Source organism: Bacillus sp. SSR7, assembly GCF_055902415.1.
This window is the reverse complement of sequence record NZ_JBVVXV010000003.1, coordinates 117,060-133,861: the sequence shown is the minus strand read 5'-3', so window position 1 is coordinate 133,861 and position 16,802 is coordinate 117,060. Positions and strand designations below refer to the sequence as shown.

Below are 16,802 nucleotides of genomic sequence, written 5' to 3'. Positions count from 1 at the left end.
TATAAATGCTTGGACGAGTTATTAAGTAGTACGATAAAGAGAATGAAACAAAAAGAGATTGTAATTTGGTTTCAACCAAACTACAATCTCTTTTTATTTCATTTAATCCCGCCAAATCCAAGTCCAAAGGTAATTTCGTACATTTCGAGGAGTAATCCGTATGAAGCGTTCACCGTCAAAGAAGTAATTAAAATTTGGAAGTGTTTGATCTGGATTTTCTGGAACAAAGGTGACGATGTTTTCGTTACTCGTAACGGTTACTGTGATTGATGGATCTGTAGCGAGATTTGAAGCTGTAATATTTTAATCATAAGATAGATGGTTTTCAATCGGAAAATAGATTCTACATAAAGACTAGTACTACTACTAGCAGGAATATTAAAAATAACGATAGAACTATTTTTTATATGGTTAATGTTGCATCAGTATGTTTTTTATTGCTATTGTATTTAATTCTTATAGGAATGTTGTCACCTCATATTCGTGGTCAAAATAGGAACAGATAAAGGGAAACATGTACAAGGTGATTCGGGAAGAATAAATGAAATGTCTAGATAAGGGGATAGAGTATGGTTAAATTGGAAATTAGAGTAGAGCGTCTTAGGGAAGAACAAATTGGCGATATTGTAGCATTATCTTCTTATATTGGTTGGGATTATAACAGAGAAGAAATTGAAACGGTTTTTCACTCAGGTATTGTATATGGCGTATGGAATGAAAGAAAAGAACTGATTGCAAGTGCTGCAATTATATTATACGGAGAGGCGTTAGCGTCAATAGGAATGGTAATTGTACATCCAGATTATAAGGGGAGAGGGATTGGAAAGGCGATAACGAGTGCATGCATGAAGAGCGTATCGGCTCAAACTCCTATTATGCTTATTGCTACGGACGAGGGAAAGCCTTTATATGAAAAATTGGGATTTAGAGCAGTAAGTTATGTTTCTAAATACATATGTAACTCGTACAATGTGAATAATTATTGTATGAGAAATGAAGATTATATGATGAATTATGAGGAGTGTGATTTAGAAGAAATAATAAAATTAGATGAATATGCGTTTGGAACAAATAGAAAAGAGTTTTTAAAGAAAAGAATTATGCAAAGTGAACAATGTGTCGTTGTAAAGGATAAGGAACAAAATGTATTAGGTTACGGTTTAAGCATACAAACACCAGAAAATAAAATAATAGGGCAGGTTGTTGCTAAAAATGATGCGATGGCAATGAGAATTGTACATGCTTTAGCAAGGGGACATAATGGGAGATTAAGAATAGATGTAACAGAAGGAAAGGACGATTTTCTGAAAGAGTTAGAGATTGCTGGTTTTAAAAGGGCGAATATACCACCCATTATGTTGAAAAATAGTGATCAATTATTGAAAAGAAATGGAGAACTATACAGTATTGCAGCGCAAATTTTTGGCTAAAAAAGAATCCTTTTCACGTAAGGATTCTTTTTTAGTTCATTTAATCACGATATTGATCATGAGTCGGCTGAAAGAGGTCTTCCTCGATATCCCTCACCATAGAAAAATGATCAACGTTATAATGCCCATGTAAAGTTTTATTGTGGTGACCAATAATTTGTTCTGCAGACAATACGTCAGAATCAGTTGTGGAATGCCCGTTTTTAATTAATGTAACATCAAAGCCTTGTACAGTTGCAGTCCTCACAGCAGTATCAATACAATGCTCTGTTTTACATCCACCGATAACAATATGGTTAATCTTTTCTTCTTTTAAAAGTTCAAGTAAAGAAGTGCCATAGAATGCGTTTGTGGCTGCTTTATTAATAAGGATTGCAGACTGAGGTACTTGAATTTCATTATGTACTTCAAAGCCTACGCCGCTACCAGAAGCAACATCGATATCTCTTACGAAAACAATAAGGGCATTTGAATCGATTGCTTTCTGCACGGCTGTATTGAGTGTAGATAATAATTCGCTTTTACGAAAAACTTCACTTTCTTGTTCATTTCCATCCATTAATTCTTGCTGCGCATCGATAATTAATAGTGCTTGTTTCATCATGTCTCCCCTTTAATATGGAATAAGTTCCACTGTACATATTCCTTCATATTGTAAAGAAATCCTCCATTTATAAGCGAAGTAGACGATTGATTTACAAAGTTGTCAAAGAAATTTCATTCTCATAGCGTATAAAAACATGTATGATAGGAAGTGGAGAATTTTTGAGTAGGTGGGAATAACATGCAAACAGTAGAAGATTATCTTTCATTCTTACATACGAAAGGATTTAAATTATCAGAGGAAGCACAAGGATTTATTATGTTCGGACAAGGATATACGGGTGCATCTGATGGCATTGTAAACGCAGCAATAGAAGCGACAATTAAGCATCAATTGCAGTTTGATGGCAGTTATTTTGTTGCGTTATTAGAACGATTGAAAGAAGAAGAGATTACAGATAAAAAAAGCGCTAAGGCTTTTATGCGGAAGTTACAAGCGTAACTTCACGCAGCCTGCGCTTCTTTTTTTGTTTTAGAAGGTAATTCAACAAAAACCATGCCTAGGAAAATACAGAGGCATCCGATAATAGCGGAAATAGAAAGTTGTTCGTTTGCAACGAGAACGCCTGTTAAGGCAGCGAAAACGGGCTCCATTGCGAAAATAATTGCTACTCTCGTTGGAGACGTATGTTTTTGTGCTGATGTTTGAATGAAAAAAGCAATGGATGTCGCGAACAGGGAAGTTAGAAATAGAGCAAATAAAAAGGAAGAATTCGTCCATAGTGCTACTGAAAATAATTTTTCCCAATCTTCAAACAAAAAGGCGCAAATAGAAGAAAACATACCGACAGCTAATACTTGCGATGTGCTTAACAATAAAGGTGATATTTTCTTAGAGAAGAAGCCGTTAACGAGAATATGAGCAGCGAAAGCAACTGCACAACCGAGAACGAGTACATCTCCAATGTTTAATTGAAAAGAATCACCTGCTGTTAATAAATATAAACCCGCTGTTGCTACAGCAATGCCAATTACGATAAAAATAGTAGCTTTTTGTTTTAAAAAGATAAAAGACAAGATTGGTACCATAACGATACTAAGCCCTGTTAAGAAACCTGCTTTTGAAGAAGTTGTATACAGTAAGCCGAATGTTTGTAATACATAGCCAACGCATAAAAAGAACCCAACGGTTAATCCAGCGAGGCTACTCTGTTTTATATCTTGTTTGGAAGTTTTTTTTGAGAAAATCATTTGAACGAATAATAAAATGATTCCAGCGAATAAAAATCGTATACCATTAAATGTAAATGGACCGACGAAAGACATAGCATTTTGAACGACGACAAATGTAGCTCCCCAAATAAAAGACACAAATAATAAAGCAAGAGGAGCAATCCAATCTTTTTTCACACTCATACCCCCGTTAATTTTGTAAGATAGCTTTTCTAGCTAATTCATCAGCAACTTTATTTTGACTACTTGGAATCCACTTAATAAAAAAGAGATCGAAACTTTTTATGTACTGCAGTGCTTCCTCTAATAGTGGTGCAAACATTTTATTTTTTGCGTATTCTTTTTCGACAGCTCGCTCGACAAGTTGTGAATCTGTACGAAAAGAGACAATGTTATAATTATGCTCCATGCAATATTTTAATGCCGCAAGTAAAGCGTGATATTCCGCTTCATGATTGGACATTGTCCCAAGGGGTAATGATAATTGTACAGCGGGTTGAACCCCTTTAATAAATACGCCTGCACCAGAAGGACCAGGATTTCCTTTTGATGCACCATCAATATATACTTCAATCAAAATGAGAAACCTCCAAATGATAAGATGATCCCCTACTCATATGTTTCTTTGAAGTAGGGGATAGAGTAACTTAGCCGATTGTAATACTATAACGACATGTAAATGTTTCATTCGCTTGTAAAGATTGAATTCCTTTTTTTTCCTTGAAATCTTTTGCTGGATTTACTTCATCAGCAATTCCATACCAAGGTTCGATACATAAGAAAGGAGCATTCTCGCCTGGTGTCCATACGCCGACAAATGGGAATCCGTCAAATTCTACTTTTACGAATTTATTATGTTTATGAGAACGGATGGAGATTTCATCCGTATTCATATTTTCAAAAATAAGTGCATCGTTTTTAAATAGGTCGTATGTAAGTGGCAATTCATTCGTACTTTCAGCAATTAGTTGCTTCGTATTTGAAAGGTAAGGCCCTTCTAATATGCTCGTTTCTAAACGTTCTGAACCATTAAAAGATAGATGGTAATCTGTAAATGATTCGCCCTCTAATAACGGGAAATTGAAACCAGGATGTGCGCCGATTGAGAAGAACATCTCTTTTGAAGAAGGGTTATTCACTTCGTATGTTACATGAACGATTTGTCCGTCTAGCTCATAAGAAACGAGTAATTCGAATTCGTATGGGTATTTTTTTAATGTTTCTTCATTACTAGTAACGATATAAGTGATTTTCGTTTCACTTTGTTCTTTTACAGAGAATGTAAGATCCCGAGCAAAGCCGTGTTGTGTTAAAGAATAAGCTTTACCGTCTACGTAGTATGTATTATCTACTAATCGGCCGACGATAGGGAATAAAATTGGTGCACGGCGTCCCCAATAAGTAGCATCACCTTGCCATAAGTATTCTGTATTGTCTTCTTTTAAGCGAACGCTTTGTAATTCTGCACCTTTGTCAGAGATGGTAACGACCACTTTTTCATTTTGAATTGTTGCAGTCATGAAGTAAAACCTCCTAAATCTTTCATATATTTCATTATACGTTGTCTAAAAGAAAAAGGGTAGTTCATGGTAGGAATCTATTGACGAAAGGGGGGCTACCGCGTAAAATATAATCTTGTTGCTTAAAAAACGAATAACGTGGTTCGAAACCATCCCACGTAAAAAAACTAAGGAGATTTTGTCATGAATATTAGAACTTTAGTCGGTAATGGTATTTTAGCGGCATTATATATTGCTGTTTCTATGCTTATTCAGCCATTTGGCTTTACGAATGTACAGTTTCGTATTTCAGAGATGTTTAATCATCTCGTTGTATTTAATAAGAAAGCAATTTACGGAATTGTATTAGGTGTATTTTTAACGAATCTCTTTTTCTCACCTATGATCGCTTACGATTTAGTATTTGGAGTAGGGCAATCTATTCTTGCATTAGTTGCAACAATTATTTCTATGCGATTTATTAAAGGTGTTTGGGCTCGTATGATTTTTAATACAGTTATTTTCACAATTACAATGTTTATGATTGCAATTGAACTTCATCTTGCATTTGATTTACCATTTATGTTGACTTGGTTAACATGTGCAATCGGTGAATTTGTTGTCATGGCAATTGGTATGCCTGTAATGTACTGGATTAATAAACGAGTACAATTTGAAAGATTTATGTAATAGATGAAAGAGCTATTCCTATAGGGATAGCTCTTTTTGCATGTGATAATATTGAATATAATTCTTTAGCTCTTGATAAAATATAATAAAATAAAGTGAGGCTTTCATTAGCTGGATACATATAAGAAGTCTTACATAAGGGGAATCTAGTATGAAATATAAAATTCATTGGTTGTATAAAACAAAACGCGGTTTGCAGACGGAATTAACGACAGATTATATGAACATAGAAGAAGCACTTCAATTTGCGGAGGATTTCGAGAAAACAGGAAGAGTGAAAGCATTATTATTTTACGATGAAATGGCTGCAGAATGGTCATTAAAGGAAATGAAGAAGCTGAGCAAACAAGTGGAGGAAGAACCCCAAGAAATACTCGTTTATTTTGATGGGGGGTATGATGTTCAGACGAAAGAAGCTGGAGTAGGTATATGTGTATACTATAAAAAAGGGAATAAACAATACCGAATTCGCCGTAATGCATATATAGAAGGCATATATGATAATAATGAAGCGGAATATGCATCATTACTATATAGCATGAATATACTCGAGGAATTAGGAATTAAGTATGAAGCGGTCACGCTTCGCGGAGATTCTCAAGTTGTACTGCAGCAATTGGCTGGAGAATGGCCTTGTTATGATGAACATTTAAATCATTATTTAGACCAAATTGAGCAAAAGGCGAAGCAAATGAAATTAAAACTTGTATGTGAGCCTATATCAAGAAAACAAAATAAAGAAGCACATCAATTAGCTACGCAAGCATTAGAAGGAACAGTGATTGATAGTCATAAAGAAATAACCGAATAGAGAGGTGCAAAGGTGGATAAAAAGCAACTCATTACAGAGGTAAATGACTTATTAGAAACGTATTGTGAAGGATGTTTTTTGCGAGAACATAATCGAAAAACAAATAGTAAGTATTATGCTCATTCCTTTTGTATAAGACAATGTACAGTTGGAGAAACATTGAAAAAGTATGGGGAACAGTTGTCATGAAAAAACATCCAGAGAAAACTCTCTGGATGTTTTTTAGTGCTTCGCTTCATTTAATTGATGCTCGCACTCGCTTAATTTCTTTTCCTCATTTATTAAAAACGGCTCATCTAAATCTGTTGCCACAGATTTCATAATCTCAAGCTGAGAGCGAGCGGCTTCTACAGCAGTAGTCGCATGCTCTAATGTATCTGGATCCATTGAAATTGTCGCTGATCCTACCATTTTTTGTGCTGTTTCTACACGGAATTTCACTTCTTCAAAATCATTTACTTCTGATCCCATTAATAATTCCTCCTTTGTATAGTGCGCATTTCACATAGTTTTTGCTCTGGAAAACGGAAATATACAAAGGAATAACAAAGGAGGTTACCAAGTAAGGTAACCTCCTGTCATATGTTGGATTAAAGTTTTACTACGTTAGCAGCTTGAGGTCCACGGTTTCCTTCAGTGATATCGAAAGATACTTCTTGACCTTCTTCTAAAGCTTTGTAGCCTTCGCCTTGAATAGCAGAGAAATGTACGAATACATCGTCAGCGCCTTCAATTTCGATAAATCCAAAACCTTTTTCGTTGTTAAACCATTTTACTTTTCCTTGCATGTTACAATTCCTCCTAGAAAACATTTACGTTTTTTCATTTAGTGAAATTCATTTGAAAAGATAATATAAACTAAAAATGCTATAATCTTGAATATTCTGCTAAATGATTAATTTAAATATACACGAATTGGGAGAATTTAGTCAAGTAAGCGATTTTATTTTTTTGTATTTTTAAATAATTTTTTAGCCAAATTTTTTAATAGGTATAGGACAGGCCGAGTATGTAATAGTCTTAATTGAACGCTATACATAATGAGGTGAAAGAATGAATGAGTCTTATTTATTAGATAATGAAGGAATGAGAACGAGAAACGACATACCGAATTGGGTTGCAAAGGAATTTCAAAATTTTTCGAGTGTTGTGCTAGAACCAACTTTTCCGTGTTATTTCGGCTTAACAGCTTTAAAAAAGAATGAACTTCGTTATTCATTTCTCTCTCATAATGATTGGAGTCATTTGCCACATACAATGTTATCTTTTTTAGAGTTAATGAAAGAGCGTCCAATTGTAAGAAGAGGATTTTTTCTTTTTGTAGAACCGGAATGTGAGGAGCAATCACTGGAATATTACCGTGATTACTTTTGGAAAGTACTACAATATTTACATGAAAACGATAAGGAAACATGGCCAAAGCAAATTCCTGAAGACCCAGACCATTACTTATGGGAATTTTCATTTGGCGGGGAACCGATATTTGCATTTGGAAATGCACCAGCTTATAAACAAAGAAAAACTAGGCATTTAGGAAATTCTCTCGTTATTGGATTTCAGCCACGTACTATATTTGATGGATTAGAAGGGGATCGTCCTAAAGGAGCATATTCTAGACAAACGGTCCGCGAGCGAGTTGAAAAGTGGGATCAGCTGCCGAAACATCCTAACATTAGTCATTATGGTGATCCGGATCATCGTGAATGGAAACAATACTTTATAGGAGACGATGTAGAACCGTTAAAAGGAAAATGTCCTTTTCTTCATAAGATAGAAAAGTAAGAGTCATCATCTAGATGGCTCTTTTGCATATTTTGGATAAAAAAGGGTATTTTAGTAGTAAATATTTTGATGAAAGCTAGTCTATTTTTAATCATTACATCATTACTTAATAGTAAAGGAAGTAGAAAGGATAGAGTGATGTTTGGAGCAATTATACAACAAATTGTATTAGGTATTTCATTAGCTGCGCCAGTAGGTCCGATTAATATTGAAATGTTAAAACGAGGAATTGAACGAGGTTTTTGGCATGCGTGGGTTGTTGGAATTGGTGGAATGACTGCAGATATTTTGTTTATGCTTCTCATTTATTTCGGTTTATCTTCTCTGTTTATGTATACATATGTACAAGCTTTTATGTATTGCACAGGGTTTTTCTTATTATTTTATTTAGGATTTCAAAGTGTAAAACAAGGAATTTCTCACACGAATATGGAATATAAAAAGGAAGAGGTAGGTGGTCTTAAACAATCCTTTATGGCAGGTTTTTTAATTGCGATATCCAATCCTCTAAATCTTGTTTTTTGGTTTGGTATATACGGAAGTACACTTAGCTCATTGCTTACGAAGGTAACGAAACAAGAAGCCTTTTTGTACAGTCTTTGTATTATTGTTGGCATTATTTTATGGAATTTAAATATTGCTTTTTCTGTCCATTTTGGCAGAACTTTATTAAAGCAAAAAGCACTTGGCTATATAACAGCCGGAGCAGGTATTATTTTAGTAGGATATTCTATCCATTTTGCATACAAAGCTTTACAGTTGTTCACATAAGATTGAAGGGGAGATTTTTATGTATCGAACCACTATTGACGGAAAAGAAATCATTATTACGTTAGCACCAAAAATCAGAAAAGAAATTATTGATAGAAATCCACTATATGAAGCAGTATTTCATAATGCAGCAAGATTACTACAAACAAAGCAACCAACGTTTGCTGTAAATCATGAAATATTTGGACTTATCATTGGAGAGGTACAAAGAGGAGAAGTAACAGTGTTTGCGGTGGAACATATTATTCCAAAGCAAAATATATTTGGACCGAACAATTTTTTCTCGACAATAGAGCAACAGGCAAATTTGTAAAACGTATAGAATAAGATATAGAAAAGAAATAGTCGTAACGATATTGTTGCGACTGTTTTTTTTGAAAAGGGGGAAGGAAGATGAAGAGGGTGGGGAAAGAGTTCTTTTTACAACATGATATCGTTATTATGTATAGTATTTTATTTGTTTTTATTATTATTTTAAAAATGCAATTTTTCACATGGATCGGTTTGTTAGCTTGTTTATTTGGGATTATTTTTTATACGCTAAACGAATATATGACACATCGATTTTTATTTCACTTAAAGCCACCTAAAAACGTATTTTTATTAAAAATGTTAAGAAGGTTGCATTATGACCATCACGTATATCCAGATGATTTAAAACTTTTATTTTTGCCTGTATGGTTTAGTATACCGAGTTTTACTATATATTTATTTATATCATACGTGATAACAAAAAGTGTTACCATTACACTTTCATTCGGAATCGGAATGATTATTATGCTTCTCGTTTATGAATGGAAACATTATATTGCACATAAGCCAATTCGTCCCGTCACTAAGTTTGGTAGGTGGCTAAAAAAACAGCATATATTACACCATTATAAAAATGAAAAGTTTTGGTTTGGTGTTTCAAATCCAGTATTCGATTTCATATTTGGAACGCTTAAAGATGGAAAAGACGTTGAATTAAGCGAAACAGCTCGTAATTTAGAAAAAGAGAAAAAAACAGAAGTGGTGCGATAAGCACTACTTTTTTATTTTGTTTTAATGAGTATAAAAGTTTCACTGGCACGTAAATTTTATGTTAAAAAAGTATATTAAAAACTTAGGGAAAAATGCCGAAAAATGCCGAAAAATGTCTATCGAAAAATCTTTGCAGGAATGTATGGATTGTCTAAAATGAAAATAAGTTTCTGAATATTTATAAAATTTAGTCTTTAGGTATACAAGGGGGAATTGTATTTCTAGTAAGAGAGGGGATTAGAGAATGAAACGAGATGATACGTCAGCACGTAAGTTGCAAAAAGAGGTGAATTATACAGAAGTTGTTCAGTCAGAAGAATTTCAGTTGTTATTAAATACGAAAAAGAAGTTTATCGTTCCGATGAGTATTTTCTTTTTAAGTTTTTTTATTGCGTTACCTATTTTAACATCGTATTCAAAGGTACTCAATACACCAGCATTTGGTGATGTTACGTGGGCGTGGATATTTGCTTTTGCACAATTTATCATGACGTGGGCTTTATGTATGATTTATAGCAAAAAAGCAGAATCCTTTGATGAAATCTCCCGAAAAATTCTGCAAGATATGCAAAAGGGGAGGGGCTGACTTTGAATACAACCGCTTTTGCACTATTTTTAATCATCGTACTTGGTACACTCGTCATAACTTATTTTGCATCGAAGAAAACGAAAAATGCGAGTGAGTTTTATACGGCTGGAGGGGGATTAACTGGTTGGCAAAATGGTCTGGCCATTGCGGGAGATTACATGTCTGCTGCATCCTTTCTTGGTATAGCCGGAGCGATCGCGTTAACTGGTTTTGATGGATTCTTTTATAGTATCGGTTTCTTAGTTGCTTACTTAGTTGTATTATACTTAGTTGCAGAGCCACTTAGAAATTTAGGGAAGTACACGCTAGCAGATATGATTGCGGCGCGTTTTGATGCGAAAAAAATTCGCGGAGTTGCAGCGCTTAATACGATGACGATTTCGATTTTTTATATGATTGCACAATTAGTTGGTGCGGGTGCACTTATTAAATTATTATTAGGGATTGAATATACGACATCAGTTTTAATCGTTGGTACATTAATGACAGTGTACGTTATTTTTGGGGGAATGACTGCGACAAGCTGGGTACAAATTGTTAAAGCTGTATTACTTATGGCTGGTACATTTATTATTTCTGTTATCGTTTTCGCAAAGTTTAATTTTAGTGTGACGGAGATGTTCGCTCAAATGAAAACTGCTACACCTTTAAAAGATTCGTTTTTAAATCCAGGAGTAAAGTATAAGGATGGTCTTGATACGCTATCTTTAAATTTAGGACTAGTCCTTGGTACTGCAGGATTACCACATATTCTTGTTCGCTTTTTTACAGTACGTGATGCAAAAACAGCACGTCAATCTGTAGTATATGCTACTTGGCTAATTGGCGCATTTTATATTATGACAATTTTCTTAGGATTTGGTGCGGCGGCATTCGTAGGGAATGAAGCAATTATGAAAGCAAACCCTGCTGGTAATATGGCAGCACCTTTATTAGCTAAAGCATTGGGCGGAGATTTCTTATTTGCTTTCGTATCAGCAATTGCCTTTGCAACAATTTTAGCTGTAGTGGCAGGCCTTGTATTAACAGCAGCATCAGCATTTGCGCATGATTTTTATAATGAAATTATCCGCAAGGGGAAATCAACGGAAAAAGAGCAAGTATCCATGGCTCGTTATGCGTCTATTGGAGTAGCTGTATTATCTATTATACTAGCGTTATTTGCTCAAACGTTGAACGTAGCATTTTTAGTTTCGTTAGCGTTTGCAGTTGCAGCGAGTGCAAACTTGCCAGTTATATTATTCACAATATATTGGAAGCGCTTCAATACAACAGGTGCCATCTCTGGTATGATTGTTGGTCTTGTATCAGCTATTGTTCTTGTAGCGTTAAGCCCAAATGTATGGAACCCTGTAGCTGGAAAAGCTATATTTGTTGGGGAAGCGATATTCCCATATACGACACCTGGAATTATTTCGATTCCGCTCGGATTTCTTGCAGCGTATTTAGGAACTGTTTTATCTAGTAAGAAAGAAGATGCAGCGAAATTTGATGAAATTCTCGTGAAATCTAATACTGGGCATGGTATTAGTGACGCGTCTTCGCATTAAAAAAGAGGAGCTTTTCGATAGATAAGAAAAGCTCCTTTTTCTTTTGTCATTTTCTTGTAAATAATACTGCTTTGTAAGTAGGATTTGTCTTAATTTTGTGGAATGAAAATAAGCAGGGAGAAATTTAAATCATCATGGTACCAGCGCAGCTTTTGTGAAAAATAAGTTGTTATGGAAGGTGGAAGAAATGATGAAAACGAAACAGACTGATGAATTATTAGCAAAAGATGAGCAATATGTTTGGCACGGAATGCGTCCCTTTAGTCCAAATAGTACAATGGTAGGGGCAAAAGCAGAAGGGTGCTGGGTTGAAGATATACAAGGAAAAAGATATTTAGATGGTATGAGTGGTCTTTGGTGTGTGAATAGTGGATATGGCAGAAAAGAGCTTGCAGAGGCAGCTTATAAGCAATTACAAACATTATCATACTTTCCGATGTCACAATCACATGAACCGGCTATAAAGCTTGCAGAAAAATTAAATGAATGGCTTGGAGGAGAGTATGTTATTTTCTTCTCTAATAGTGGTTCGGAGGCGAACGAAACAGCTTTTAAAATAGCAAGACAATACTATGCGCAAAAAGGTGAACCACATCGTTATAAATTTATGTCACGTTACCGCGGCTATCATGGGAATACAATGGCAACGATGGCAGCGACGGGACAAGCACAGCGTAGATATCAATATGAGCCATTTGCTTCAGGATTTTTACATGTAACGCCGCCAGATTGTTATCGTATGCCTGGAATAGAAAGAGAGAACATTTATGATGTAGAATGTGTAAAAGAAGTAGATCGGGTCATGACATGGGAACTAAGTGAAACGATTGCAGCTTTTATTATGGAACCAATTATTACAGGCGGAGGCATTTTAATGCCGCCACAAGACTATATGAAAGCTGTTCATGAAACGTGTCAAAAACACGGTGCCCTGCTTATTAGCGATGAAGTGATTTGCGGTTTTGGACGTACAGGAAAGGCATTTGGATTTATGAATTATGATGTGAAGCCTGATATTATTACAATGGCAAAAGGCATTACGAGTGCATATTTACCATTATCAGCAACAGCTGTGAAAAAAGAAATATATGAAGCATTTAAAGGAAAGGGAGAATATGAATTCTTCCGTCATATTAATACATTTGGTGGAAATCCTGCAGCTTGTGCACTAGCACTTAAAAACTTAGAAATTATGGAAAATGAAAATTTAATTGAGCGATCTGCACAAATGGGCTCGCTTTTATTAGAGCAATTAAAAGAAGAAATCGGAGAGCATCCACTTGTTGGGAATATTAGAGGAAAAGGTCTACTAGTTGGAATTGAACTAGTAAACGATAAAGAGACGAAAGAGCCAATTGATAACGACAAAATTGCAAGTGTTGTAAATGCTTGTAAAGAAAAAGGGTTAATAATAGGCCGAAACGGTATGACAACAGCAGGATATAATAACGTCTTAACATTAGCGCCACCACTTGTTATTTCAAGTGAAGAAATTGCCTTTGTTGTTGGAACGTTGAAGACAGCGATGGAACGCATTTAGTAATGATATGGATGATGAACCAGCACGAACTATTTTTGAAAACTGGTTAAAAAAGAACAAGATCGTTTAAAGACAAAACAAAAAAGAGATTACTATCTTATAAGATAGTAATCTCTTTTTTTATATGAAACTTATTTACTTGCTTTCATTGCTTTATCTTTTGCACCAAAAGTGTATTTTAACATTGGTGGTGTAATCATTGTAGTTAAGATAACGACAATAACGATAGCTGTAAAGTAATCTTGTGCTAGTAGACCTGAAGAAAGTCCTGTTCCTGCGATGATAAGTGCAACTTCACCACGAGAAACCATTCCAGAACCGATAATTGCAGAAGACTTAGCGTCAAATCCAGTCATTCGTGCACCTAAGCCACAACCGATTAGTTTCGTTAATACAGCGATTACTGTTAATGCTAGGATGAACCAAATTTGATCGCCAATACCGTCAAATGTAATATTCATACCGATACTTACGAAGAATACTGGAACGAACATAGCGTAAGCGATTGGTTCTACTTTTTTTTCTACTTCATGTTTGTAATTCGTTTGAGAAATAGCGATACCAGCTGCGAAAGCACCGATAATACCAGCAATTCCTAATAATTCGCCGAAATATGCGAATGAGAAACAGATGATAAGAGCCGCGCTCACGATAGACTCAGATACGCGTAGTGGTGATAACCAGCGCATAATCGCAGGAACACCTTTCCAGCCGATTAAAATAATAGAAGCGAAGAATACAACTTTCTTCAAGATAATCATTGTTAAGTTAACATCATCTGTACCTAAGAAGCTCATTGCAAATGCTAATAAAATAACGACAAGAATGTCATCAAATACAGCTGCGCCCAGCATAGTTGTACTTTCACGTGTTTTCATCTTTCCTAAATCGCGAAGTGTTTGTACGGAAATACTAACACTTGTCGCACATAGAAGTAATCCTAAAAATACAGCATTCCCTTGTTCCATTCCCATAACAAGACCAGAAACGTAACCACCTACGAATGGAAGAATGATACCTCCAAGTGCAACAGCTAAAGAAGAATTACGATTTGCGTTTAATTCTTCTAAGTCTGTTTCAAGTCCTGCCATAAACATTAAAAGAATAACACCGACATTACTTAATTGTGTTAGAAGCTCTGAATTTTCAATCCAACCTAATACAGCTGGACCGATAACGATACCGACAATTAATTTACCTAGTACAGAAGGTTGACCTAATCTAACACTAAGATCACCAGCAAGCTTTGTACTTAATAAAATAAGTGCAATTTGAAAGAAAAATTCGAATTCCATCGGATCCTCTCCTTATCATTTTTATTTTTATCATACGATTTCTCGGAATTTGCCTAATGAAAATATGTAAAACCCATTAAACAAAAGGTCTGATTACGAGTTCTTTTGAACTCGTAATTTGAACCTGTAATTAATATATAATAGATTTTACAAAAAATCAATGAAAAAATGGGGGCTTTTTTAGAGAGAGACTGTGTAATTGGGGATATACATATAAGAGTAGCGTGTGAATTTATATATGTATGAAATAGTATGAAGTCCTTTTTCATTACAAATAATAAAGCCTAAATGCTATTTCACGAATTATAAATGTGAAAGGGAGGACTTATCATTTGAAGTCATTAAAAAACAACTTGTCTATCGTTGCTTTAGGTGGAGTAAATGAAATAGGGAAAAATATGTATGTTATTCAATTTGAAAATGATATTGTCGTTATTGACTGTGGATCAAAATTTCCAGATGAAAGTTTATTAGGAATTGATTTAATCATTCCAGATGTCACCTACTTACAAGAAAATAAAGAAAAAATTCGCGGATTAGTCGTGACGCATGGACATGAAGACCATATTGGCGGAATACCATATTTTTTAAAACAACTAAACGTACCAATCTATGCTACGAAGTTAACGTTAGGTTTAATTGAAATTAAATTAAAGGAACATAACCTTCAAGATGATACAGAATTAATCGTTATTCATTCAGAATCAGAAATTGATTTCGGTGCTATTAAGACAACTTTCTTTAAAACGAATCATAGTATTCCAGATTGCCTCGGTATTGTTTTTCATACACCAGAAGGTACTATAGTACATACAGGTGATTTTAAATTTGATTTAACACCAGTTAATAATCAACATCCTGATATTCATAAAATGGCTAAAATAGGTAGTGAAGGTGTATTAGCTTTACTATCTGAAAGTACAAATGCAGAACGACCTGGATTTACCCCATCAGAAAGGTCGGTAGGGGAACGGATAGAGGAAATATTTATGAAAGCAAATAGGAAAGTGATTATTTCTACTTTTGCTTCTAATGTGAATCGTGTTCAGCAAATAGTTGAAGCTTGTATAAAAACAAATCGAAAACTGGCTTTGCTCGGCAGAAGTATGGTAAATGTAGTAGAAGTTGCTCTAGAGAAAGGGTATCTAAATATTCCAGATGGTATGCTAATTGAAGCAAATGAGGTAAATAATTTAGATCCAAAGCAGGTCGCAATACTTTGTACAGGAAGTCAAGGAGAACCAATGGCAGCTTTAGCGCGTTTAGCTAGTGGAAACTATAGGCAAGTAGATGTTTTACCAGAAGATACAGTTATTATAGCTGCGACTCCTATTCCAGGAAATGAACGTAATGTTTCGCGAATTATCGATAACTTATTTGCATTAGGGGCAAGAGTGATTTACGGATCAGGCAGTTCTACTGGAGTCCATGTATCTGGCCATGCATATCAAGAAGAATTAAAGTTAATGCTCACATTAATGAAGCCAAAATATTTTATCCCCATTCATGGAGAGTTTAGAATGCTACATCACCATAGCTTGCTAGCGGAATCAATTGGTGTCGAAAAAGAAAATATCTTTATCGTTCGTAATGGAGATGTTGTAGATATAAGTAATCAAGTGGCAATTCAATCGAGAAAAATACAAGCAGGAAATATATATGTAGATGGATTAGGAATTGGTGATGTTGGAAATGCATTATTACGTGATCGAAAACAACTTTCAGAAGATGGAATGCTCGTTATAGTTATTACTTTTAATAAAGTGGATGGAGAAATAATTTCAGGTCCTGATATTATTTCTCGTGGATTCGTCTATGTTCGTGATTCAGAAGAATTTTTGAAGGAATTAAATAAATTAGCTGTTATTACGATTAATAATATAAAGAAAGAGAAAGTGAATAGCTGGGGTATTTTGAAAAGAGAAGTAAGAGAAGCTTTAGGGAAGTATATATATACGAGTACGAAAAGAAAACCGATGATTCTTCCTATAATTATAGAGGTGTAATAATGTATAAAAAGAATTCTCTTAAGGGAATTCTTTTTTG

At 34.8% G+C, this 16,802-nt stretch carries 20 protein-coding genes, 1 pseudogene and 1 riboswitch; of the genes and pseudogenes, 13 read left to right on the top strand and 8 right to left on the bottom strand.

What is annotated here, in order from left to right:
• Window positions 1-102: 102 nt before the first annotated feature.
• A pseudogene (locus tag AC0NJG_RS07950) lies at window positions 103-299 on the bottom strand (hypothetical protein); the annotation flags it as partial.
• 270 nt (window positions 300-569) lie between these two features.
• Here AC0NJG_RS07950 and AC0NJG_RS07945 point away from each other — a divergent pair.
• Window positions 570-1,430 carry a GNAT family N-acetyltransferase gene (locus tag AC0NJG_RS07945; RefSeq protein ID WP_474062971.1) on the top strand — a complete coding sequence of 287 codons (861 nt, stop codon included), beginning with the start codon at window positions 570-572 and terminating at the stop codon, window positions 1,428-1,430.
• 40 nt (window positions 1,431-1,470) lie between these two features.
• Here AC0NJG_RS07945 and AC0NJG_RS07940 read toward each other — a convergent pair whose 3' ends face one another.
• Window positions 1,471-2,031, bottom strand: a complete 561-nt coding sequence (locus tag AC0NJG_RS07940) for a cysteine hydrolase family protein (protein WP_087994393.1) — start codon at window positions 2,029-2,031, stop codon at window positions 1,471-1,473.
• A gap of 183 nt (window positions 2,032-2,214) precedes the next feature.
• Here AC0NJG_RS07940 and AC0NJG_RS07935 point away from each other — a divergent pair, with 183 nt between their 5' ends.
• Window positions 2,215-2,475 carry a DUF6123 family protein gene (locus tag AC0NJG_RS07935; RefSeq protein ID WP_001195212.1) on the top strand — a complete coding sequence of 87 codons (261 nt, stop codon included), beginning with the start codon at window positions 2,215-2,217 and terminating at the stop codon, window positions 2,473-2,475.
• Between the two features lie 2 nt (window positions 2,476-2,477).
• On the opposite strand, the gene AC0NJG_RS07930 is transcribed toward AC0NJG_RS07935, so the two are convergent.
• The 3 genes from AC0NJG_RS07930 to AC0NJG_RS07920 all read right to left on the bottom strand — a co-directional run bounded on the left by AC0NJG_RS07930 (window position 2,478) and on the right by AC0NJG_RS07920 (window position 4,726).
• Window positions 2,478-3,383: a DMT family transporter gene (locus AC0NJG_RS07930; RefSeq protein ID WP_142940647.1), complete on the bottom strand. Its 906-nt coding sequence runs from the start codon at window positions 3,381-3,383 to the stop codon at window positions 2,478-2,480.
• 13 nt (window positions 3,384-3,396) lie between these two features.
• Complete coding sequence (locus AC0NJG_RS07925; protein ID WP_000573871.1) at window positions 3,397-3,783, bottom strand: reverse transcriptase-like protein; 387 nt, start codon at window positions 3,781-3,783, stop codon at window positions 3,397-3,399.
• Window positions 3,784-3,853: 70 nt separating this feature from the next.
• Window positions 3,854-4,726, bottom strand: a complete 873-nt coding sequence (locus AC0NJG_RS07920; protein WP_087951903.1) for an aldose 1-epimerase family protein — start codon at window positions 4,724-4,726, stop codon at window positions 3,854-3,856.
• A gap of 132 nt (window positions 4,727-4,858) precedes the next feature.
• Window positions 4,859-4,903, top strand: a riboswitch (PreQ1 riboswitch).
• A gap of 6 nt (window positions 4,904-4,909) precedes the next feature.
• Here AC0NJG_RS07920 and AC0NJG_RS07915 point away from each other — a divergent pair.
• From AC0NJG_RS07915 to AC0NJG_RS07905, 3 genes are all read left to right on the top strand, one after another.
• A complete protein-coding gene (locus AC0NJG_RS07915; protein ID WP_001026467.1) occupies window positions 4,910-5,395 on the top strand; it encodes a QueT transporter family protein in 486 nt (161 codons plus the stop codon).
• A 151-nt stretch (window positions 5,396-5,546) separates the two neighbouring features.
• Window positions 5,547-6,206 (top strand): ribonuclease H family protein, encoded by a 660-nt coding sequence (locus tag AC0NJG_RS07910; RefSeq protein WP_087951904.1) that lies wholly within the window; start codon window positions 5,547-5,549, stop codon window positions 6,204-6,206.
• Window positions 6,207-6,218: 12 nt separating this feature from the next.
• Entirely contained in the window at window positions 6,219-6,395 is a 177-nt protein-coding gene (locus tag AC0NJG_RS07905; RefSeq protein WP_000358801.1) for a zinc-finger domain-containing protein, read from the top strand.
• A gap of 33 nt (window positions 6,396-6,428) precedes the next feature.
• Here AC0NJG_RS07905 and AC0NJG_RS07900 read toward each other — a convergent pair whose 3' ends face one another.
• Both AC0NJG_RS07900 and cspB read right to left on the bottom strand, forming a co-directional pair.
• Entirely contained in the window at window positions 6,429-6,677 is a 249-nt protein-coding gene (locus AC0NJG_RS07900; RefSeq protein WP_000534391.1) for a DUF2564 family protein, read from the bottom strand.
• Window positions 6,678-6,796: 119 nt separating this feature from the next.
• Window positions 6,797-6,994: a cold shock-like protein CspB gene (gene cspB / locus AC0NJG_RS07895; protein ID WP_001161727.1), complete on the bottom strand. Its 198-nt coding sequence runs from the start codon at window positions 6,992-6,994 to the stop codon at window positions 6,797-6,799.
• Window positions 6,995-7,259: 265 nt separating this feature from the next.
• Here cspB and AC0NJG_RS07890 point away from each other — a divergent pair, with 265 nt between their 5' ends.
• From AC0NJG_RS07890 to AC0NJG_RS07860, 7 genes are all read left to right on the top strand, one after another.
• Complete coding sequence (locus tag AC0NJG_RS07890) at window positions 7,260-7,988, top strand: YqcI/YcgG family protein (RefSeq protein WP_016717045.1); 729 nt, start codon at window positions 7,260-7,262, stop codon at window positions 7,986-7,988.
• A gap of 138 nt (window positions 7,989-8,126) precedes the next feature.
• Window positions 8,127-8,759 (top strand): LysE family transporter, encoded by a 633-nt coding sequence (locus AC0NJG_RS07885; RefSeq protein WP_087951947.1) that lies wholly within the window; start codon window positions 8,127-8,129, stop codon window positions 8,757-8,759.
• Between the two features lie 19 nt (window positions 8,760-8,778).
• Window positions 8,779-9,072 (top strand): hypothetical protein, encoded by a 294-nt coding sequence (locus AC0NJG_RS07880; protein ID WP_000286356.1) that lies wholly within the window; start codon window positions 8,779-8,781, stop codon window positions 9,070-9,072.
• An 80-nt stretch (window positions 9,073-9,152) separates the two neighbouring features.
• Window positions 9,153-9,782, top strand: a complete 630-nt coding sequence (locus AC0NJG_RS07875; RefSeq protein WP_087951905.1) for a sterol desaturase family protein — start codon at window positions 9,153-9,155, stop codon at window positions 9,780-9,782.
• A gap of 244 nt (window positions 9,783-10,026) precedes the next feature.
• The gene (locus AC0NJG_RS07870; protein WP_087951906.1) at window positions 10,027-10,368 is read left to right on the top strand and encodes a DUF485 domain-containing protein; all 342 of its coding nucleotides are present in this window, start codon (window positions 10,027-10,029) and stop codon (window positions 10,366-10,368) included.
• Window positions 10,369-10,370: 2 nt separating this feature from the next.
• Window positions 10,371-11,921: a solute symporter family protein gene (locus AC0NJG_RS07865; protein WP_474062970.1), complete on the top strand. Its 1,551-nt coding sequence runs from the start codon at window positions 10,371-10,373 to the stop codon at window positions 11,919-11,921.
• Between the two features lie 190 nt (window positions 11,922-12,111).
• Entirely contained in the window at window positions 12,112-13,461 is a 1,350-nt protein-coding gene (locus tag AC0NJG_RS07860; protein WP_029440731.1) for an aspartate aminotransferase family protein, read from the top strand.
• Between the two features lie 131 nt (window positions 13,462-13,592).
• On the opposite strand, the gene AC0NJG_RS07855 is transcribed toward AC0NJG_RS07860, so the two are convergent.
• Complete coding sequence (locus AC0NJG_RS07855) at window positions 13,593-14,756, bottom strand: cation:proton antiporter (protein WP_000393891.1); 1,164 nt, start codon at window positions 14,754-14,756, stop codon at window positions 13,593-13,595.
• A 332-nt stretch (window positions 14,757-15,088) separates the two neighbouring features.
• On the opposite strand from AC0NJG_RS07855, the gene AC0NJG_RS07850 reads away from it, so the two are divergent.
• A complete protein-coding gene (locus AC0NJG_RS07850; RefSeq protein WP_088328166.1) occupies window positions 15,089-16,762 on the top strand; it encodes a ribonuclease J in 1,674 nt (557 codons plus the stop codon).
• Window positions 16,763-16,802: the final 40 nt, after the last annotated feature.